The following is a 22015-nucleotide window of genomic DNA, read 5'->3' on the forward strand; positions in this document are numbered from 1 at the left end:
TCCTCTTCATTAGTGTGTCTATAACTGTGCTACATGCTACAATGGTTACCACCACAATCAGAAACTTAACGATAGTGCTGAGTATTCCATTTTCAATAAATCCAAGTAACCAGTTTCCACCAACATAGATAATTAACGTGGCGATACCAATCATTAACAATTACTATGCTAACAAGGTTCTTCTTTGTTATCTGATTGATCTTTTTTCTGTTTTTAACATTAAGTAGACTACGATTAAAGAAATGTAAAAAAATTCATGCGCAGCCAACCTCCTTAAGAGAAGATTCTGGTATTACATACGTTTATAAAATGGAAAGTGTTTCATAAAAAAGAAGCTGATATGGCCTTTAAACCATATCAGCTTCTCCTTTACATAATTTCAATACTTAACGGGTACAGATACGGCTGTTCCAGTCTCTCCACTTGTTTCCATTCCGTCACCTCAACCGTTGGCATTTGCACACCATTGAAAGCTTCAATTTTTATTTTGCCGGTTGCTTCAATCCACTAATCTTGAGGCAACGATGCTGCATCCTCAAATTCTGATAAAAGCCGATTATACTGGAATCTGCTACACAATGAGTAATAATGAATCGACCTATCACAAGCTGGTTCTCCATAAATCTATCCTCTTTAAACACAAAGCCATGTAAGGTAATTCGTCTACCCTCATAGCTTTGATGTCACTTTTTATCTGCTGATTAGGTAGCATATAAAGAATCCGACATTTGAATAGATGGGCTTTTGCTTTGTATCTTCGATAATTTGATCATATTCTAACTCGAGATACTATATTAGCATCCACATTCGAACTTGCGGATTGTCATCTGGAACTGGAGACGTTTCGTTCGGAATCGATATTGTAATGATGGGGACACTCCTACAAACTGGGATGTCCCCTATTAGACTATTCTTCTAGTGCTTTTACTAGAACCGCTAAGTTTTTTTCCATAATCGAAAAGTAATCCTCTTTATTCTCGATATCCTCTTCTGTTAACACTTCTAGATTATGAATATCAAGGGACTCTAGTCCCGCTTCATTCTGAATAATTTTAGCCACATTTGGTTCCACGTTTTGCTCGAATAATAGATACTGAATACCATGGTCTTTTACCACATCTATAATGTTCTCTATTTGCTTCTGGGATGGCTCATTGGATGGGGACAATCCAGTAATCGCGATTTGTTCAATGCCATATGCTTCTTCCCAATATCCATATGCAGCATGCGTAACTAAAATTTCATTCCTAGCTTGTGCTTCTAACTGACTATGAAACTTTTCATCTAGTTTTTCTAATCTTTCTTTTAAGTCTGCAAAGTTAGTTTCTAGTTCTTCTTTTGCTTTTGGCTTAAGTTCTATCAGCATGTCCTTAATATTCTCCGCCATCGCAATAGAACGGATTGGATCTAGCCACACATGGGGATCTTGATCTCCATGATTGTGGCGATGCTCTTCCTCTGCACTTTCTTCCTCACTGTGATCATGTTCTTCCCCTGTTGCATGATCGTGTCCATCTTCTGTCGCTTCTTCTCCGTGAATGTGTTCCAGCATCGCAATTCCTTTTGCCGCTTCTAAAGTAGGAATATCTTTATCTAATGCTTCCTTAATCGTTGCAGCATATGTTTCCATTTCATCTGTATGAAAAACAAATGCATCCGCTTCTGCAATATCTACAATCGTCTTAGAGGTTGGCTCGTATGTATGAGCGTCTGCCCCAGCTGGTAAAATGGACTCCACTTCCACATAGGAAGCTCCTATTTGTTCTGTAAAATACTGCAGTGGATACAATGTCGTATAAATTTTTAATGTTTCGTCTTTTGCATCATCAGTTGTAGATTGGCTAGCTTCTTCATCTTGACCACACGCATTTAAAATCATTGTAACCAATGCAAGAAAGCTCAGTACCTTCGCTAAGTTTTTCATTCTTTTCTCCCTTCCTAATTCAAATCCAAACAAATTATATCGTAACCATTTCGTTTTGTAAATAGGAATAATTCCGTTTTGTTCCAAATAAAAAAACTGCAGAATTAGTTCTGCAGCCTTAACGTGTAGGTTAAAAAGTTATTAGTTTTAAAAACTCTGGATCTGGTTTCATCATTTTTATACCTTCATCTGAGCGTAAATAAATTTCCTTCTCCGCTTCAAATAGTACTTCCATGTTTAACGATCCAATTTTCATCCACATCCTATTTTTATGTGGTTCTATATCATCCGTCCAATCCATCGCATTATTAATAAATGATACGATTTTCTTGATTTTTAACGGATCCTCAATTGTTCCACACATTGATTACTGGTTTTTGTTTCATATACACAAATCGTGTCAGGATTGCGATGGATCCAATCTACACTCGTACAGGTAGTTTATCAATAAGTTTAACATAGATAAATATGTTTATATCCACAAAAAAGATATTGCAAGTTCTGCAATATCTTCACATGATTATCTTGATACCCATCTTATTAGCGGCTCTTTACTTGCAAATTAACTGCTTCCACTATGTTTCAAAGGTCCTTTTTATGTAGAGCACGATTTGCTCTCCTTGATAAAATAATCCATGTTACTAGGATCATTCCAATAATGCTCGGAATACCCCAAACGAGTACTTTTTTATAAAAGAGCTTTTCCTCATATTCACTGGATAAAAAGTCTTTACTTACTTCAATTTTCCCATTATGAGAGGAAATCGCAATATCACCCATTTCCACATGATTGTTCATGTTTTTCAGACTGCCCCAAGCAGTATCCGGAAGCTCTTGCAACATGTTCACAAGATCTTGCAGTTTATCAACACCTAAGTACGGATGATAAAAGGCAGATAGATACGATCCTGAATAATTTAGATAATCTAACGCCAATTCTTTCATGTCTTGAATAGCCTCAGGATTTTCATCTTCCACATATCCTAGTGTTTCCGGTATAAGAGTCATTCCTCTTAAAAATCTAGGATTACTTTGGGAAAGAGGCGCATAAACAGCCTTCCAATTCTTATCGGAAAGCTGAGCTTGTCCGATATAAGTGGAAAAGTGTTCCGCAAGAATCTTGTACCCAGTTTGGGACATAGCATAGTGTGGTGCTTCAAAGGCTAAAGGATATAGCTTATGTGCAACTAATTCCTGAATCCCCTGTTCAAGGGTCTGCTTAATATAGGACCGCTCATAATCTAGTCCCTCTGTTAAAAACCTTTGATAGTCTTCCTCTGAAGAAAAATCTTCTCTTTTTAAGGCTTTTGCCTTAGGGTCCTGTAGAATAGGCCTACCGTTCTCAACATCCCAGTATTCATACCCTTCCCCTGTTTCACTATCTCGATATTGGTGCTTATAGCCATGTAGGACAATAGTACCACCATGGTCTTGCATATATTGCAAGGTCTTCACTAATTTTGGAGAATCTGAAAGATGTATCTTTTGCTTTGTTTCATTGTTAACATATTCCGGTATAACAACGGCCATATACGGAATATCGTCTTCTGCTAGGTAGGTAGCAATTTCCATTAAATTATCCGGGTTTGTTTTGGGATGGATATCTTCTAACCGTAAATATAGCTTATGTCCGTGATCTGATTGATTAAAAAAAGTAAAAAGCACTTCTCTTACAAGACTCCCTACTGGTTTAAATAAGGATTCACTAGCAAGATAATAAGAATTGTTTTGAGAAACCATTAAAGGATAGGTAGCGCCATCTTTACTAGTTGCTATAAGTAATTGTTCCGTTTCCTGTTTCCGTTTTGCTTGAATGATAATTCTTTCCTCTGGAAGCATTTCTTTCAAATTCTTAGTCGGATAGCTAACCGAATCTACTAATTTTTCACCAGATGGTACAATAAAATCAAATCTATCTGTCAACTGCTCCACATTATGTCCAATAAATAAAACTCCCCCTTGAAAATCCTCCATATAGGTTTGAACAGATGAAGGTAAGGGCTCGCTCTCTAAACCCATATAAATAATTTCAGTATAGGTATCCTGGTCACTTGGTTGAAAGTCACTCACTTGTTTTATGGTAATATCGCTAGTAAACTCACCAACAATTAAATCGAGGATCTGAACTTGTGTTACATCTTGTTCACTATTTGGAGAGTATAAAATAAGTACATGATTCTCTGTTTGCTCCGCTGTCACAAGATTTCCATTAATAGAAATAAGAAATAAAATAAGTATAATAAAAGCTATTTTTTTCATACATTGCTCCCTCTTTATTTAATAAGAGTTATACTAAAAATCATTTCATAGAATTTCCATAAAAACATTTGAAATATTACTAGTAATTTCGACCCAGATAGGATACGTTATAAATAATTGTCAACCCAAATAAAAGGAGCGGATGAAATGCATCAAGTGAAGTCATTAACAACACTACACCTACTAGTTACTTTACTGTTAATTAGCTTTCTTGGTTTATTCTATTTATCTAGTAATGACATCCTGTTCCTAGTGAATTTATCTATTATCCTAATCTCTATTATAATAATGAATTTTTTCTCAACAAGTCGTAATTTTATTATACTACTTTCCATTGTATTGTTAATCGGCTTTATCCTTCTTTTTTATGGTTTCTTTAGACGGTCATCCTTGCAGGTCCAAATAGATTTTGTCATTCAGCACATATTTCTGACAGCTTCTTTAATTATCCTTTGGCTTCTATTTGCCGCAGTGAAAAAGATACAGGAGGACGTAAAGAGCTTGCGACAGCGTGTCCAAGAGCTGGAGAAATGGGATAGCACAACCAATGTACTTATGCCGTCTGAGTTTCTAAACCGAGTAAATGTTATTTCAACTGGGACGAAAAGAAGAGGAGAAACGAACTATTATGTTTCCTTTACCGTTCATAGTTTAGAGCATACCAAAGATTCAATGAATCATGTATTTTCTACTTCTATTCTGCAAGCTATTAGAAGTGAATTTGATTTTGTGACCAAAACATCGGAACATACCTTTTTAGTTTTCCTTCAAAACACGAACGAACAAGGATGTAACATAGTAATAAATCGTCTGTTTGATATGTTACGAAACCAATTGAACTTCATTGAGATTCCAGTTAGCTACGAAATTATACCAGAAGAGGAGATGGACGGATTGAAAAGGAAAACAAATGGGATGGTGCATTCATTAAGATGAAGACAATACTCGTTTTAGTTATGCTGTTCTTCTGGTCGATGCTTATCTATTATTCTTACCTTACCATTGTCGGTATTATGCAAAGGATGAAAGCTAGAAAGGATATAAAGCTAGATTTCTATCCTTCTGTTGCCGTACTTATTCCGGCACATAATGAAGAAGTGGTCATAAAAGATACGTTAGATGCCATGGTCAAACTGGAATATCCAGGAGCTTTAAACGTATATTTGTTAGATGATGCTTCAAGTGATCATACAGCAAAAATTGTACAAGCATTTGGACGTACTTTTTCTCGTATTCATTATGTAAAGGTTCCACCTGGTTCACCGAAAGGGAAGTCACGTGTTTTAAACTATGGACTGTCCATTACGAATTCCGATTACTTTGTCGTATTTGATGCGGACAACCAGCCTGAACCTAATGCGGTTATTGAATTGGTGCATGCAGCAGCAACGACAAAGGATGCTGCTGGAGCTGTAGGATATGTAAAAACGATTAATGCAGATACAAACATTCTTACACGTATGATTGCACTAGAATTTCAGGTGTTTCAATTGTTAATGCAAAGTGGAAGATGGCGAGCTTTTAAAACGGGCTCTTTAGCAGGCACAAATATGTTGTTAAAACGTGACATCTTAGAAAAAGCAGGCGGTTATGATCCTTATGCACTAGCTGAGGACGCGGAATTAACCGTAAGACTTACTGCAATGGGTTACACCCTACCTGTCGTTCACCACTCCCATACTTGGGAACAGGAGCCTGAGAGAATCACGACGTTCGTTCGTCAAAGAACTCGCTGGTTAACCGGGAATTTATATTTATTAGAGAAGTCCTTCCACGAGTGGAAATTTTGGAAAGGGAAAACCTTCGTTCATAGCATGCAACATGTCCTAACATATTTCTTTTTTGTTGTATTATTACTCTTCTCTAATACGTGGTTTATCATGTCATTGATTGGATATGATCTTCCCGATTTTGAATCTCCATTGCTTTTATTCTGGTTTATGAGCTATGTTGTTTATACCGCTCAGATTATAAGTGCAATGGTGCTTGAAAAAACCATTACTCCTTTTAATGTTTTTATAGGTTTAATCATGTATTTTACCTATGCCCAAATCTTCCTACTCCTTCTATTAAGAAGTGGAAGTGCCTATATTTGGAGTCGTATTACGAGAAAAGCAATAGCGTGGGATAAAACGAAACGATTTAAAAAAGGAGAAGCGGCGTGATTAAGAAACTAATTTTAATGACTATGATAGCTACGCTCTCCCTTATTGTTGTATTCTTTTTCGTACCCAAAAAAGACCCGTACGCGGAAGAAGTGAAAGCGATTATTCAAGAGCATTATGTAAACGAAGAAGGATGGATAAGAAACTATGGTGGATTAGCTGATGCTCAATACTTATCGGAGAGCATTGGCCAATATATGTATTTCTTACTAGTAACTAAAGATGAGGAAGAGTTTGCCAAACAAGTAGATGTATTAAAAGAGGATTATGTGGTAGAGCAAGGTGGTCAGTTGTTCTTAAAATGGCAACTTACCGAGGATACGACAACTAATGCATCTGTTGATGATTTACGAGTGATTGAAAGCTTAAAGGGGGCCAGTAAACAATTCCTAAATGATAGCTATATAAAATTAGCTAATGAATTACAAACAACTTTACTTGATACACAAACAAATAAAGGCATGGTTGTAGATTATTATGATTGGAATGCAGATCAAAAATCAACCATCTTCCATTTAAGCTATATAAACCATGACGTTTTAAAAGACGTAAGCTCCATTGACGAAGCTTCCTATAAACAAGTAATGGAAGACTCTATACTCAAAAAACCATTTTTCCGTGAAATCTATGACGTTGAGAAGCAGGAGTTTATGGAAGCGTCTCCTTCGACGATTAATATGATTGATCAATTGTTAATCGCGATTCAATACTACAAAATTATAGGCAGTCCTCCCACTTCCTTTGATCACTGGTTGAAACAAGAATTAGATGTAACTGGCAAACTATTCGGTGGATATCAAAAAGAAACCCTTCAAAAATCTGTTGCCTATGAGTCTAGCTCGGTATATGCGTTAGCTCTTCTCTACTTTTTGGAAACGGACAACGACAAGTATGCAGACCAGGTCCATGCATTACTTGTACAACAGCCTCCATTTCAAAAAAATCCAAATTACAATGAGATTCACTTTTTTGATTTCATGTATGCGAGATTGGCAGATGTTTTATATAAGCAGCAATAGGATTTTGTGGCGCCAATACCACATACCAATCAAACAGCACCTACAAATCAAAGTAGGTGCTGTTCCTTTTACAACTATTTACTTAAACGAAAACGAGTCAACCGCCATATTCCCTTTAAACGTGAGGTACACATCATGTTTCCCCTTAAGTCTCTTCATTTCTACGTTGACATTCTTCCACTTTTGCAACCCTTGAGTATTTGGAACAGAAATTGTTGCTACTACTTTTCCTCGTTTCGGATGGTCTAGACGAAGTTCAATCGTTCCACCAGTTTGTTCACTTGCAACTCGAACATTAAACTGTGAAACCCGCTTTCTAAACCATGCATCTTTATAAAGGAGCCAATCTCCTGTATCAATATCCCCTACTGCATAAGAACTGTCTTTGGATTCTTCCACAATTTTTACTCCACTGTAGTCGTTGTAGTTCTCCGCTTTCGTTTCTTTTGTAAGGTCTCGAGACGGAATTCTCTCACCTTTTACATAAAGAATACTCTTCTCTTTGATGTCCTCAGAAGATCGTCCTACCAAAACTTCGAATACACCTGTTTCTACGACGTATTTTTCTCTCGTAACATCCCAAAAAGCCAATTCACTTGCGGATAGAGTTAGCGTTACTTTTTTCGTTTCACCTGGCTTGAGATGAATTCGTTTAAATCCTTCCAGCTCTTTTATTGGACGTTTCACACTAGACTTTTTGTCATGAACATACAGTTGAACAACTTCGTCACTGGCGATGTCCCCTACATTTTTAACATCTACACTTACCTTCACCTTTTCATCCGCATCAATCATATGGGAGCTTAATCTTAGATTATCGTATTTAAAGTTCGTAAAGGTTAATCCGTGGCCAAATGGATAAAGTGCTTCTCCTTCAAAATATTGATAGGTTCTTTCTCCTTTAATGATATCGTATTCCATGATGTCAGGAAGCTGATCCACACTTTTATACCACGTTTGGTTCACTCTACCTGCTGGTGCATAGTCTCCGAATAGCGCATCCGAAATGGCAGTTCCCTCTTCCTGCCCGCCATGCGAAGAATACAGAATAGCTTTTACGTTCGGATTGGCTTCTATTTCTGGCATAGCCATCGGATAACTAGAGACAAGCACTACAATTGTATTTTTGTTAACAGCTGCTACCTTCTCGATTAATTCTTTTTGAGATGGCGGAAGAATTATGTCTTGGCGGTCGATGGTTTCGCGAGCGTTCAGTAACGTTTGATCCCCAACGACGACAATTGCAGCTTCTGCATCCTTCGCTACTTGTTGCGCATCCTTTTCTCCATCTACGACAATAGTTTCTTCAAATTTTTCGGCATCTCCTTCTACCGATACTTTTGATGCCGTAAGAGAATGAGGAGCTTCTTCTCCAACCGTCACATACCGGCCACCTTCAAGCCCAGTATCCCAATGTCCCCATTGATAATTGTATAAGGAATAGGTTCCATCTTCCTGCTTCTCATAGTTGTAGTTTTGATACGTAAACCAATCCTGTGTACCTGGTGCATTTTCCTGACGTCCAGGTGAACTTTCATTATTTTTCACATCCTCGCTAAACGTATTGGATACATATTTGTCATTAGCATGGGAGCGCAACAAATATTGATTCCAACCAAAATCATAGAGCGAGAATGTTTCATTTTGACCTATTTCCTTTGCATTTGCTGCTAAATTTACATTTCCTTCTGGAGATGCCGTCACATATTTTCCTGTTTTCACAGATTTCAAGGCGATTTGGTCGACTCCTCTTGAGAAAGCAACCTGCTCCTCCGGAAGCTTCGCTTTCACTCCATCTAATGTGGATACTGCGTAAGGCAGTGTTCCACTGTAAAAATCGTTAAATACTTGATCAGCCAAAGGACCAATGACCGCCACTTTTCCATCGGTATTTTTACTCAAAGGCAAAGCTTTTTGTTCATTTTTTAAAAGTACTAGCTGCTCCTGCGCTGTTTGAAGAGCTAGTTGTTGATGTGCTTTACTATTAATAACACTCTCGTCAATTCCCGAATAAGGATCAAGTGCTGGCCCATCAAATTCACCAGTTCGGAAACGGAGCGGCAAGATGTTTCGTACAGCCTGATCAATATCCGATTCGGATAATAAACCTTTATCCAACGCACCATGAATCCACTTTAAAACCGTTTCCGAATCAGCACTTTGGTCGGTTAAGCTATCAATTCCAGCTTTAATGGATAAAGCCGCGGCTTCTTCGTACGTACGGACATACTTGTGATCATTCACTAAGCCAGAAATATCACCAGCATCACTTACAACAAAAAAGTCATCTGCCCACCGATCCTTCACAACCTCTTGAATCAGAGGACTTAAGTTTGCTGGTTTGCCATTTATAGAATTGTAGGCAGGCATCATTGATAAGGCTGCCTTAGACTTAATCGCATGCTCAAACGACTTCAGTTGATATTCATATAGATTTCTAGGGTCTAGGCTTGAAGAACTGGAACCACGATTTTTTTCATTGTTATAGCCTAAAAAATGCTTTAGTGTCGGAATTGTCTTGACATAGAAAGGATCGTCCCCTTTGAGTCCTTCGGAGTATGCAGTCGAGATTTTTCCCGTTAAATAAGGATCTTCTCCGAAGCCTTCCGCATTTCTACCTGCACGTGGATCGCGTTGCAAGTCCACAACTGGAGCCCATACCGAGAGACCTACATCCTCTGGATAAAGCGTATGAAAAGCACGAACCTCATCCCCTACTGCAGACCCCACCTCTTTAATCAATGCTTCATTCCACGTATTGGCTAGTCCGGTAGCTTGCGGGAAAACAGTCGCTTCTCCTAGCCAAGCTGCCCCATGGAGCGCCTCTGTACCGGTACGAAAAGATTTGATCCCTAATCTAGGGATCGCCGGTTGGTATTGATGGAGGAATGATACTTTCTCATCTAGTGTTAATCTCGAGATTAAATCGTCCACTCTTTCCTCTAATGGTAGATTAGGGTTTTTAAATGGATACTCATATGTTTTTTCTGAAGATTGTACTTCTATGGAACTGGGTAGCCAACTCTGAGATGCTAGAACAAATACTAATAATAGACTAAACACCATTTTCGTATTTCGTTTAGCTTTTTTCATTACATTCTCCCTTCCATTTTAAAAAGTATCTTATAAGTGAATAGCATATTGTGAGTCACTAGATTTTGGTATAATCTGTACCCCTTGTTTACCGGTCGACCAATGACCACTCGTCGTTTTGGCTATAGTGGAATAACCTGATAAATTAATAGAGTACGAGGAAGGCATGTCTGCCTCTACTACTATTTGTTCTCCATCCTTTTCCATGGAGATAGAACCAACGATGTCTCCTGTAACGTTACGTATAACTGCGCTTGCCTTCTTTCTCTCCTGTAGCTCATAAACATAAAATGTTACTTCCTCTGAATAATGATAATCTGGTCTTTCTTTGTTTTGTCCGATTGGTAAAATAGTGTGTTCTCGTACAAACAATGGAATACTCATGTAATCATGATATTCTTGCTGCCATGTGCCACCTTCCACGACGGCTCCCGTTAGTAGATTCGTCCATTTACCATTCGGTAAATAATAGCTCGCTTCTCCCTCCTCATTAAAGATAGGCGCAACTAATAAAGAATCACCAAGCATATATTGAAGGTCTAACATCGCGCAAGTCGGGTCTTCAGGAAACTCTAGTACCATGGCACGCATGAGCGGAATCCCAGTCTTGTTGTTATCTTTTGCTACATTCATTAGATACGGCATCAATGTATTTTTTAATTGAGCAAAAAACCGAGTAACATCTACTGCTTCCTCATCGAAAAGCCAAGGAACCCTGTATGAAGAACTTCCATGTAAGCGACTGTGGCTTGATAACAACCCAAAGGCTAACCAACGTTTAAACAAATCTGGTGATGCGGTATTTTCAAAACCTCCAATATCATGACTCCAATAGCCAAATCCGGATAGACAAAGCGACAACCCTCCACGTAAGCTTTCCGCCATGGATTCATAGGTGGCATAACAGTCTCCTCCCCAGTGAACAGGGAATTGCTGCCCACCAGCAGTTGAAGATCTAGCAAAAACGACGGCTTCTTCTCCCCCTTTCTTTTCTTGTAATACATCAAATACAACTTGGTTGTACTTGTACGAATAATAATTGTGCATTCGTTCTGGATCAGATCCATCCCAATAAACTACATCCGTTGGAATACGCTCTCCGAAGTCTGTTTTAAACGAATCCACTCCCATATCAATCAATGCTCTTAGCTTATCTGCATACCATTCACATGCATCCGGGTTTGAAAAGTCTACGACTCCTTGCCCCGCTTGCCATAGATCCCATTGCCATACGTCTCCATCTGGACGTTTTAATAAATAGCCTTTACTCGCTGCTTCCGCAAACAGCTTTGATTTTTGAGCGATGTACGGGTTAATCCAAACACAGATTTTTAACCCTTTATCTTTTAATCGTTTGATCATCCCTTTTGGATCCGGGAAGTTTCGTTCATCCCATTCGAAGTTACACCACTCCATATCCTTCATCCAAAAGCAATCAAAGTGGAAAACACTAAGAGGTAACTTTCTTTCTAGCATGCCATCCACAAAATGATTCACCGTTTCTTCGTTGTATTCGGTCGTAAAAGAAGTCGTAAGCCATAGCCCGAAGGACCATGCTGGTGGTACAGCTGGCTTTCCGGTTAAGTCTGTGTACCTTTCCAACACTTCTTTTGGAGTTGGGCCGTTAATAAAGAAATAATCTAGCTCTTCCCCCTCCACGCTGAACTGGTTTTTAGACACAATCTCTGAACCCATTTCAAAAGCGACATGTTCCGGGTGATTAACAAACACCCCGTACCCTCTGTTACTCAAGTAGAATGGCACATTTTTATACGCTTGCTCTGTACTGGTGCCTCCATCCTTATTCCAGCTATCTACGACTTGCCCGTTTTTCACGAAAGGAGTAAATCGTTCTCCCAACCCGTAAAAGTATTCTCCAACATTTATATTTAACTGCCCTCTCATATACGTCTTGTTGTCATTTCCCCTAATCCAAGCCAGACCCTTTTGATCACTATGCGTAAGCTTTTTATCCTGATTAAAAAACTCCATCCGAAAAATATCATCTGTAGGAATTTTCAGCTTCGTTTGACCACTATAAAGCTCCCATTTATGATTATTTTGATAAATTTCTATTGCTGAAGCTTTCTGATTCAACTTAAATTGAGGATACTTCTCCTTTCCTCCTTTAAAATGCCACGTCTGTATTCGAAAAACATTTTCCATCGGCGAGGAAATACGAATGGTAAGTAACGGTCCATCCAATGTATCCCCTCGGTGACGAATTGCTTTGCAAGGAACAAAAAGGGTGAGGGCGTCTTCCTCTTTTAGCACATCATGAACTTGATGCGGATGATGAATCATAAATCCTTCTTTCACTAACCAATTTCCATTCGTAAATTTCACAACAACTACTCCTTTCGCAATTAACCTTTAACAGAACCCGATGTAAGTCCACCCACAATATGCTTTTGTGCAAACAAGAAAACGAGTAACACTGGAATGGAGGTAAGCACAATGTTGGCACTTACTAAATTCCACTGCGCACTAAACTGACCAAAGAAATTATAAACAGCAAGAGTAACCGGCCATTTGTCCACGTCATTTAATAGATAGAGTGGCGCGGTAAACTCGTTCCATACATTCATAAAGTTTAAAACAAAGACAGTAACTAATATTGGTTTTAATAACGGCATGATAACTCTAAAGAATAAGGAGAACGCATTACATCCATCCATGACAGCCGCTTCATCTAACTCTTTTGGAATGTTATGAACAAAGGCATAGGTGATGAATAGAGAAATGGGAATCCCCATCGCTGTATATAAAAGAATAATCCCGAACTGTGAATTAATAAGATGTAAGCTTTTCATGACACTCATGAGTGGAATGTAATTTAAGGGAAGGGTAATCCCTAGAACTAAAAAATAATAGATGAATCGATTCAGCTTTGTCGTATTCCTCGCTAGAACAAAGGCAGAAAAAGCAACAACGATTACGAGTAATAACGAGCTGACTACCGAATACAACGTACTATTAAAAAAAGATACCGCTAGATTCCCTCGTTCAAACACGACACTGTAATTTTCAAACATCCATTTTTCCGGAAGCTTAAGAGTTAATACATTGACCTCTGCATCTGTTTTAAAGGAATTAATAATAACGACTACAAATGGGATAAGCACAAGGAGGCTTAATATCCATGCCACTGCGTTCAATACCGTTTTTATCATGAGTTTTCGAAAACGCATTATCGTTCCACCTCACTTCTCGTCATAATTCGAATAATAAATACGGATACGACTGCCATTACGACGAATAGGACAGAGGACAAGGCACTTCCCATTCCCCAGTATCCTTTCGCAAAGGCTTGATATACGGCGGTGTTAATAACATCGGTCGCATATCCTGGGCCACCATTTGTTAGAACATAAATAATGTCAAACACACGCATCCCATACGTAATATTTAAAACAGTTGCAATGGTGATCGTTGGCATCAGCATAGGCAGAGTAATCCGAAATAGTTTTTGAAAAAAGCCCGCTCCGTCTATTTCTGCTGCTTCATAGTAATCCTGAGGAATTGCAAGCAATCCAGCCACGAAAAGAACCATGATATACCCCATCCCTTTCCACGTATCAACAGCCATAACAGAAGGCATAGCCCAAGCCACGGATCCTAACCAGCTTTTAGCTAAGAAATCCAATCCTAGGGATTCGAGCATATTGTTAAGAAATCCATAGTTCGGATCGAGTAAGCTTTTAAAGACTAAACCGACAATTAAAAAAGAGAGTACTTGTGGGGAGAAAATAACCATTCGATGAAAGCCTGCTGCCTTTATTCCACTTACTAGTAGAATCGCAATAAATAAGCCTAATATCGTTTTAGCAATGGTAGTAAAAATCGTAAATACAAACGTATTTTTGATATACGTTAGGTACACGTCATCCCCAGCGAAAATTTCTTTATAATTGTCTAGTCCGATAAAATTTTTAACCGTACTGTAGCTATTCCAATCTGTAAAAGAATAATAAATCCCAACAATCGCAGGAACTACGATAAAAAGCGTATAAATAATAATGGCACCTGAAGAAAAATACCACGGATATAAATTCTTAGATTTCATCTTAGAATGATGTCCTTTCTTCCGTTAATAGACTTCGAAGAAGATTGTTAAAAAGAGCAACTGACTCATCTGATTTGATTCAGTTGCTCTTTCAAGTTTTACTCCTCCCAAGCTGAATCGTTTAATACCTTCGCTTGTTCTGCACGACGTTTATCAATGTTCTCCAACACTTCTTCTGGTGAAAGTGACCCAGCGAACATACCTGAAATGTCTTTACCAACATCCATGAACTGAGGATCAATATATTTGACTGCTGCCTGCATGACAGTACCTTTTTCATGTGCTTCTTCATATTCGATGTATTCTGGAGTTAGTTTGGACTCAATTTCTGGCCAACAGATGGTTAGGTTTCCTTCCCCACCATCGAAGACGCGCTGTAGATTTTCATGCTTGGTCATCCATCTAAAGAATTTCAAAATTTCTTCTTTATGCTCAGAGTTTTTATTACCAAACATCGCAGCGGAGCCACCTGGGTTAATTCCGATTGTTTGGTTATCTCCCCATGGCATTGTAAAGAATCCCATGTTGTCCTTCATTTCCGGATAAGCATCAGATACTTCTGTTTCTGTTCCCGGAACACGTACGAACATCGCAGCCTCGCCTTTTCCAAATGCATCAATTCCAGCTTCTACCGTATTTGATAAGAAGTTTTCTCCGAAATACCCTAGGTCAGCGAATTCTTTCATTTGTTCTAATACTTCTTTCATCCGATCGATATCCGCTACCTTCATTTCATTATTATTTAATTTCTCATATAAGCCTGGATCTAGCTTTTCATAGTTTGGTCCTGTTTCAAATAAAGCTAATGTTTGATACCAATTACTAGCTGGCGCCATCCAGAATGGGGTTACACCAGAGTCTAAGATTTTTTGACTAATCGATTTAAATTCTTCATAGTTAGTTGGAGGTTCGATTCCTAAGTCGTTAAAAATTTGTTTATTGTAGTAGACATACCATATTTTTGTCGGAGCATATGACACTCCGTAGACTTTATCCTGATAGCTTACAGAAGGTAAAATTTGTTCAGACATGCGGCCAACAAATTCTTCTTCACTTAAATCAATCGCATTTTCCTCTGGGCGGACATTTGCCGGCATACTAAGCGGATCCACATCCACATTAAAAATATCAGGTGCTTCCCCAGAAGCTAACTTCGCTTTAATTAAGTCTCTCCATTGGGCATCTGGTACAATTTGAAATTCGACTCCAATACCAGTCTCCTTTTCAAAGTCCTTCGCCATTTCCTGGATGATTCCAGTTCTCGGAATTCCAGATTGATGTGTGCCAAAAGTTAACGTTACTTTGTCCCCATCCTCTCCAGACGCATCATCCGAACTACATCCTATAAGCACAAAAGCAAATAAAATAAGAACACCGATAAAAGAAAGCGCTTTATATTTCATCATTGAACCTCCTATAAAATTAAGATAAGATAAACTTAATAAATGACACGGTACCGTTCACACTTAAAAGAATACGCTTACATTTTATATTGCTCAATAGACGAAACCGTTCATTTCTTTGTAATTTTTCGACTACTTTATGTGTTGGTGGTGTCCTAATATGAAATGGATTCGTTTTAAAACGCTGCAGAAAAGGCTGTTCGCTTATTATTCCATATTTTTCGTGACACTACTTACCGCTATCGCCGCCATCCTCTTTTTCTTCTATCACAATGTGACGAGAGAAAATATTATCAATAACCAAATTCAATTAAATCATGCGATTACGAACTCGATTAACCAAGAACTAGATACACTTAACAATTTTTCTATGAATCTTGTTTATTCGAATATGGTAAGAGAGCATTTTAAAGAAAAGCTCTCGAAAGCACCCAATTCTCCTGAAAGTTATCAGGACGAGTTCTCGGAGGTTACGACCCTAATTGATGTCATATTAGCGGTTATTAGTAGTTCTCAACCAGCCAAACAAGCTAATATTTATGATTTAAACGGCAAAATGGTTGGGGCCGGAGAATTCAATGGACAGATTATTGTCAATTTAAAGGACAGAGCTTGGTATGAGGAGACTATGGCCTTGCATGGAAATAAATATGTAAGCCTATTAGATAACAACCAGCTTTTCTTAATGTCGCGCAGTGAAGGAAAAAAACATCTCGCCTTAACTCGAGTTTTTAAAAACCAAAATTATGTAAATCAAGGGATTGTGGAAATCCTTCAAGATGCGGATCGTTTTTTCCGTTATCCCAATGAATTACGAAGTCAAAATCCAAATCTAGAAATCTATGTGTTGAACCAAAATAATCAACAATTTTATCCATATTCCGAAGAAAGTACCGGCCAATACTATAGCAATCTCATTTCCAAACATGATTTCCAAGATAACCAATCTTACGATGTCCATGACCCACAAGGAACTCTGAAGCTCTTATCCTATTCAACGACTGATGAAATGAACTGGAAAGTCATTGTCGTCCAAGAGAAGCTCGATGTGTTTGCTTACTTAAGCCAGCTACAAAAAATCTTTATCATCCTGTTGGCAAGCACCCTATTCGTTATCTTAATTATTTCTTACTTTGTTTCTAAACGAGTCACGAAACCACTAGAGTATCTTCGACTTAAAATAAGAGATTTAAATCCATTAGACCGCCCAAACTATCCGCCAGAAATAGCCGAACAAACGATTAGCTCTATTGAAGAAATTGATTCCTTACATTCCACCTTCGTAAGCATGAGTGAAAAGCTGAGGAAATCAATTAATGACGTTGTGCAAGCGAGGGAAAAGGAAATGGATGCAAAGTTTCTCGCTTTACAAGCACAAATGAATCCACATTTTCTTTATAACAACCTAGCTAATATTAGTGTAATGGCCGAAGAAGGCATGAATAAACAAATCGTCAAGCTTTCAGAAAACATGTCCTTCATGCTTCGCTATATTTCTCAAATGAATAAGAAAGGTGTGAAGCTAAAGGAAGAGATGGATTATACGCTAAGATACCTGGAATGTATGGATATTCGATATGAAGAAAATTTAGACTATTACATCGACATCCCGAACGAAATGGATTCCATAAAGATACCAATGCTTATTGTTCAACCACTCGTTGAAAATTCTATTAAACACGGCTTCCATATTGAACCACCTTGGCATATTGAAATCACAGGTAAATACGAGAAGGATTTTTGGGAAATAACGGTTCGTGATAATGGACCTGGCTTCGAACCACTTGTTATAAAAAGCCTTGAAGATCTGTCCATTAGTATGGATGCAAATGAAGATATTCCAGATTTACATATAGACGGAATGGGAATAAAAAACATTTTACTCCGAATAAAAATGATGTATAGGGATCAATCTTACTTACACATTCAAAACCATGAAAAGCGTGGAGCTTCCATAACGATTGGTGTTAGAACCCAATAAGAAGGAGATGGCACTTCTATGGTGAAAAAACAATTTAAAGCATTAGTAGTTGAAGATGAAGCGTTAATCAGGAGAAACATAGTTCGGAAGATTAATCATTCAGAAACGGGGTTTTCCGTGGTGGGGGAAGCAATGAATGGAAAGGATGCACTAGCCATCATTGAGCAAGAAATGCCACAAATTGTGCTAACAGATATTAAGATGCCAATTATGGATGGCTTACAGCTAGCTCAAAACATTTATTTTGCCTTCCCGACGATTAAGGTGATTATCATTAGTGGCCATGATGAATTTGAATATGCTAGAAAAGCAATTAATTATCGCGTTCAAGACTATTTACTAAAGCCAATTAATGATGAAAAGTTTATCACCCTTCTGGCTAGGTTAGAAATGGATTTAAACAAGGATTTGGATTCCTTAGCGCACGCGGCAAGTGCCATGGTAGATAAATCTTCACAGAAAGAAATTGTTCAAATGATTAAGATGTATATCAAAGAAAATTACGCCAATAACTTAACCTTAAATGATATCGCAACCCATTTAAATTTTTCCGTAGACTACTTAGGCAAGCTGTTTAAAAAGCACACAGGGATGTCTCCGATAAAATATATTACCAACCTTAGAATGAATGAAGCGAAGAGGCTGTTATCTACAAATGTTGATATGGACATTCAAACAGTTGGCAAGCTTGTCGGCTATAAAGACCCGCATTACTTTAGTAGAGCTTTTAAAAACAAGACTGGATACTACCCAACAGAATTCCAAAAAGAAAGGATTGAGTAGACCTCTCAATCCTTGTCTTTATCCTGAAATACCTTCAAACTCATATGGTGCCATCTTATCTAATAAATACCTAATCCCCTTTTTATGATAGGGCATCCACGTATCCGCTTCGTCAATTGCCATCCACTTCACATCCGCAATTGTCTCTGTATCTTGAATGGATAATTGACCTCCAACCACTCTCCCAAAAAAAGTGATGAACAACGCGTGGTTTCCATGTTGTTTCATAGAGGCCTCATTGACCGAAACAATATGATCCACTTCCACTTGTAAACCTGTTTCCTCCCATGCCTCTCGAATCGCAGCTTCCGGTAATGTTTCCCCTTTTTCGACCGAACCACCAGGTAAGGACCAGTTGTCGTATTTAGTATTATGTACCATCAAAACCTTGTCTTGATTTTTGTCATATAGTAAGGAATAAACTACATCTACTCTTTTCAACCGACTTCCTCCTTACCCAATCATAATTGGTAAAGCAATAATGGAAATTCCAATGCTAAGTAATAATGAAATCACCCAATCTTTTTTCCTTGTTGTTTTAAACATGATATTTAGAAAAGCACTTATCACAAAACAGGTTGTAAATGGGATGAAAAATGAAAATAATGCTTCCATAGCATTTCTCTCCTTACATTGTCACATATTCCAATCCGTATCTTCCTCATATCGAATCACGTGTTTCGTATCTTCATAAGGGATAAGTTCCGGTCTAATGTTTTCTTTTCTCCCCATGACAATATTGTCATACGGCGTATATTCGTTAGAAGGTAGTGATTTCTTTTTAACAATTCGGAAACCAATGTACACAACGAGAGCTACGACTAATAAATAGATATAAATCACGTACGTCCCTCCCTAGTTTCTACCTTCTTTACATTGTAACATAACGGTCTAAAAGGTTAGTAGACGGATCGAATTGGAGCAAAAAAGTAGTCCTATCTGACTAACTCCGAATAAGACTACTCGATTAATAACTATACGCAACTACACGATTTCTTCCAGACCGTTTGGCTTGATACAAACAATCATCTGCAGTGGAAATCATCGTCTCAGGATTTTCATTCGGCACTGGATAACTAACTACCCCAAGGGAAACTGTTACATGGATGGACTCCGCATTTGAAATAGAAAACGTACGTCGCTCTACGCTTTTTCTAATTCTTTCAGCAATTTCTTGTGCTTTCTCATACGAGCATTCCGGTAAAATAACCGAAAATTCTTCCCCGCCATTACGTGATACCGTATCGATAGAACGTGTAGTTTCTTTCAATACTTGCGCGAATTCTTTTAAAATCATATCTCCTACTAGGTGACCATACGTGTCATTTATTCGTTTAAAATAATCGATATCAATTACAACAAGTGAAAGAGTTTCCTTTTTTTGTTTTGCATTTTGGATATGCTCATTCCACAGTTTGTCAAACTGTCTTACATTGTGAAGGCCCGTTAGAAAGTCTGTTCTTGCAGATTCCATGAGTTTTCGATATTGTTCATTAGACCTTGAGATGAAATCACATAGAGAAAAGATGGCATAGCCTGCAATAAAATTGATTATTCCGTAATGAAGAATTGCAGTATAAAGAACATCCCTATCAGTTATTAGAATGATATATGCACAAAATACAATGAAGATATTCGCAAAGTTCATTAATAAAAACTTATGGGATGGATTCCATTTTCTTTTGCTAATATACCAACAGACTAATACTAGAATGATGAACGTTCCTACCCCTATAATGGATGAAAGACTAACACCAAAAATCCATATTCGCCCTAAAGACAAGATAAAGGCTGTAATTATACCACTCAAAAGTCCGCCAGATAAGAAAACGGTTATAATAGCAAAATTTCGAAGATCCATAATGGTGGTATCTGTAATGTGTATAGAAAAAAACATTAACACAATTCCCATAAAGCCAAAAACAAATCCGCCTAAAACTTTTAATTTTATCGATTTATGCATCGGAATTTGTTTGAAAAATTGTCCCGAAATAAATAAAAAAGAAATAATAATTGCTAGATTTACAATTAGATCATGCAGCACAGTAGTCAACATCCTATCCAGTACATATTAACAGTTATTTTATCGACAAAATTCGTCAAAAAATGAATAGCAAAGCTGCTTCCCTTTCGCAATTATTTCAGGTAAATTAAGCCAAATTTCACTACTTCTCCCACAAGCCTCTTGCACCTTCACTAAGACAAATGTAATCTCTGTCCGCTTCTACATATGTGAAATAATAAGGCTCCGGTGCTTCTCTTGTACTAGGTCCTCATGATACAATTCCTCTCATTCGAATCACTTTTCCGTCCAGCTCCGGTCCTATTTCATCCAAACCTATTTTTCTATAGAATTGTATAGCTCTTTTATTCGTCGGGGAAACACGTAAATGGAACTCTTTAATATGATTCCTCTTAAAAAAATTTATAGCATAATCATGTAATAACTTCCCATATCCTTTTCCTCTATATTGCTCACAAATGTAGTAAAGATGCACATAGCCTATTTCACGATCTTCGTAACTTCGGATAGACAGTTCTACTTGACCAATTGGTATATGATCCAATTCCAATAAAACAAAGCCATCCGGATAATCTATCATCTTTTCCTTTACCCACTGAACATAATCCTCTTCTTCCCCAAACGGAGAAGGATCTCCAAAGCTTACTTTAAAAGAATCCTTCCTAAACTCAATGATTGTACTACGATCTTTTACTACATCGATTTCTCTAAAATAAAGCACTAAGATCACCTCTTCGTAATAGAAAAGGCGTCCATCTCCACCAGACCGACGCCTAAGTTTTTTCAGTTAAATGGTTTCCATCACCGCAAAATAGTTATCTTCCTCATCAGAGAAGTTGAAAACTCTACCTGTAGGCATCTCTACAAGCTCTCCTACATGAATGTCCTTGTCTTTAAAATCTTGATATAATTTTTTTATATCCTGGGTGTAAAACATAAGAGATGGTGTACCGAGGTGTAATTCTGGAGACATTTTTGCTACGAGATCTTTATCATGCAGCACAATCGTAGTGTCAGATTGTTCGGAAGGTGCTAGCTCAAACCAACGCATTCCATTATCCATACTCTGTTCTGAAACGAGATGAAACCCAACTTTTTCTGTCCAAAACCGAACTGCTTTTTCTTGATCCAACACATAAACCATTACTTGACCGAGTTTTGAAATCATATCTTCCCTCCTTAAACAATGATAAATTAAAAGATTCCACGCAATAGATTAAAATCCTTCTTATCAGACTGCTATTTCATTCTTTTTCTTAATAATTTCACTTCTTTCTTAGAAGAAAGCAACGATAGCTG

20 protein-coding genes and 1 pseudogene are annotated in these 22015 nt (G+C 37.8%); 5 read left to right on the forward strand and 16 right to left on the reverse strand.

The genetic code is table 11. The annotated features are described in order from the left end of the window. Positions 1–369 precede the first annotated feature (369 nt). The 5 genes and pseudogenes from FN924_RS19890 to FN924_RS13420 form a co-directional block, all read right to left on the reverse strand. Positions 370–456, reverse strand: coding sequence for a hypothetical protein (locus tag FN924_RS19890; protein WP_407692019.1), 87 nt, complete (start codon positions 454–456; stop codon positions 370–372). Between the two features lie 26 nt (positions 457–482). Then, positions 483–668: pseudogene (locus tag FN924_RS18930) on the reverse strand (TIGR03943 family putative permease subunit); the annotation flags it as partial. A 239-nt stretch (positions 669–907) separates the two neighbouring features. Continuing rightward, entirely contained in the window at positions 908–1924 is a 1017-nt protein-coding gene (locus FN924_RS13410) for a metal ABC transporter solute-binding protein, Zn/Mn family (protein ID WP_143895302.1), read from the reverse strand. A 130-nt stretch (positions 1925–2054) separates the two neighbouring features. Then, complete coding sequence (locus FN924_RS13415; protein WP_143895304.1) at positions 2055–2288, reverse strand: hypothetical protein; 234 nt, start codon at positions 2286–2288, stop codon at positions 2055–2057. A 218-nt stretch (positions 2289–2506) separates the two neighbouring features. After that, positions 2507–4183: a polysaccharide deacetylase family protein gene (locus FN924_RS13420; protein WP_143895306.1), complete on the reverse strand. Its 1677-nt coding sequence runs from the start codon at positions 4181–4183 to the stop codon at positions 2507–2509. 147 nt (positions 4184–4330) lie between these two features. On the opposite strand from FN924_RS13420, the gene FN924_RS13425 reads away from it, so the two are divergent. From FN924_RS13425 to FN924_RS13435, 3 genes are read left to right on the forward strand one after another with little or no spacing between them, the layout of a single operon-like run. Beyond that, complete coding sequence (locus FN924_RS13425; RefSeq protein ID WP_143895308.1) at positions 4331–5119, forward strand: hypothetical protein; 789 nt, start codon at positions 4331–4333, stop codon at positions 5117–5119. Then, on the forward strand, positions 5116–6348 hold the full coding sequence (locus FN924_RS13430; protein WP_143895310.1) for a glycosyltransferase family 2 protein: 1233 nt from the start codon (positions 5116–5118) through the stop codon (positions 6346–6348). Before FN924_RS13425 ends, FN924_RS13430 begins: the two co-directional genes overlap by 4 nt. Further along, complete coding sequence (locus FN924_RS13435) at positions 6345–7367, forward strand: hypothetical protein (RefSeq protein ID WP_143895312.1); 1023 nt, start codon at positions 6345–6347, stop codon at positions 7365–7367. The genes FN924_RS13430 and FN924_RS13435 overlap by 4 nt, the downstream gene beginning before the upstream one ends. Positions 7368–7445: 78 nt before the next feature. Here FN924_RS13435 and FN924_RS13440 read toward each other — a convergent pair whose 3' ends face one another. The 5 genes from FN924_RS13440 to FN924_RS13460 form a co-directional block, all read right to left on the reverse strand. Further along, on the reverse strand, positions 7446–10460 hold the full coding sequence (locus FN924_RS13440) for a glycoside hydrolase family 3 protein (RefSeq protein WP_143895313.1): 3015 nt from the start codon (positions 10458–10460) through the stop codon (positions 7446–7448). A 30-nt stretch (positions 10461–10490) separates the two neighbouring features. Then, positions 10491–12806, reverse strand: coding sequence for an alpha-xylosidase (gene yicI / locus FN924_RS13445; RefSeq protein WP_143895315.1), 2316 nt, complete (start codon positions 12804–12806; stop codon positions 10491–10493). Positions 12807–12826: 20 nt separating this feature from the next. Continuing rightward, a complete protein-coding gene (locus tag FN924_RS13450; RefSeq protein ID WP_143895317.1) occupies positions 12827–13651 on the reverse strand; it encodes a carbohydrate ABC transporter permease in 825 nt (274 codons plus the stop codon). Continuing rightward, the gene (locus FN924_RS13455) at positions 13651–14526 is read right to left on the reverse strand and encodes a carbohydrate ABC transporter permease (RefSeq protein ID WP_143895319.1); all 876 of its coding nucleotides are present in this window, start codon (positions 14524–14526) and stop codon (positions 13651–13653) included. The genes FN924_RS13450 and FN924_RS13455 overlap by 1 nt, the downstream gene beginning before the upstream one ends. Positions 14527–14624: 98 nt before the next feature. Continuing rightward, a complete protein-coding gene (locus FN924_RS13460; RefSeq protein ID WP_228409445.1) occupies positions 14625–15932 on the reverse strand; it encodes an ABC transporter substrate-binding protein in 1308 nt (435 codons plus the stop codon). 157 nt (positions 15933–16089) lie between these two features. Here FN924_RS13460 and FN924_RS13465 point away from each other — a divergent pair, with 157 nt between their 5' ends. Continuing rightward, positions 16090–17910 (forward strand): sensor histidine kinase, encoded by a 1821-nt coding sequence (locus FN924_RS13465; protein ID WP_158634013.1) that lies wholly within the window; start codon positions 16090–16092, stop codon positions 17908–17910. A gap of 18 nt (positions 17911–17928) precedes the next feature. Beyond that, positions 17929–18693 (forward strand): response regulator transcription factor, encoded by a 765-nt coding sequence (locus tag FN924_RS13470; protein ID WP_228409446.1) that lies wholly within the window; start codon positions 17929–17931, stop codon positions 18691–18693. Positions 18694–18711: 18 nt separating this feature from the next. Here the strand turns inward: FN924_RS13470 and FN924_RS13475 are convergent, their stop codons facing one another. The 6 genes from FN924_RS13475 to FN924_RS13495 all read right to left on the reverse strand — a co-directional run bounded on the left by FN924_RS13475 (position 18712) and on the right by FN924_RS13495 (position 21884). Then, complete coding sequence (locus FN924_RS13475) at positions 18712–19134, reverse strand: NUDIX hydrolase (RefSeq protein ID WP_143895325.1); 423 nt, start codon at positions 19132–19134, stop codon at positions 18712–18714. A gap of 12 nt (positions 19135–19146) precedes the next feature. Beyond that, complete coding sequence (locus FN924_RS18935; protein ID WP_158634014.1) at positions 19147–19308, reverse strand: hypothetical protein; 162 nt, start codon at positions 19306–19308, stop codon at positions 19147–19149. A 21-nt stretch (positions 19309–19329) separates the two neighbouring features. Next, the gene (locus FN924_RS13480; protein WP_143895326.1) at positions 19330–19536 is read right to left on the reverse strand and encodes a hypothetical protein; all 207 of its coding nucleotides are present in this window, start codon (positions 19534–19536) and stop codon (positions 19330–19332) included. 124 nt (positions 19537–19660) lie between these two features. Next, positions 19661–20737 (reverse strand): GGDEF domain-containing protein, encoded by a 1077-nt coding sequence (locus tag FN924_RS13485; RefSeq protein WP_158634015.1) that lies wholly within the window; start codon positions 20735–20737, stop codon positions 19661–19663. Positions 20738–20966: 229 nt separating this feature from the next. Beyond that, complete coding sequence (locus FN924_RS13490; protein WP_143895330.1) at positions 20967–21437, reverse strand: GNAT family N-acetyltransferase; 471 nt, start codon at positions 21435–21437, stop codon at positions 20967–20969. A gap of 66 nt (positions 21438–21503) precedes the next feature. Then, positions 21504–21884, reverse strand: coding sequence for a VOC family protein (locus FN924_RS13495; protein ID WP_143895332.1), 381 nt, complete (start codon positions 21882–21884; stop codon positions 21504–21506). Between the last annotated feature and the right edge of the window lie 131 nt (positions 21885–22015).

The organism is Radiobacillus deserti, from assembly GCF_007301515.1.
Lineage (GTDB): Bacteria > Bacillota > Bacilli > Bacillales > Amphibacillaceae > Radiobacillus > Radiobacillus deserti.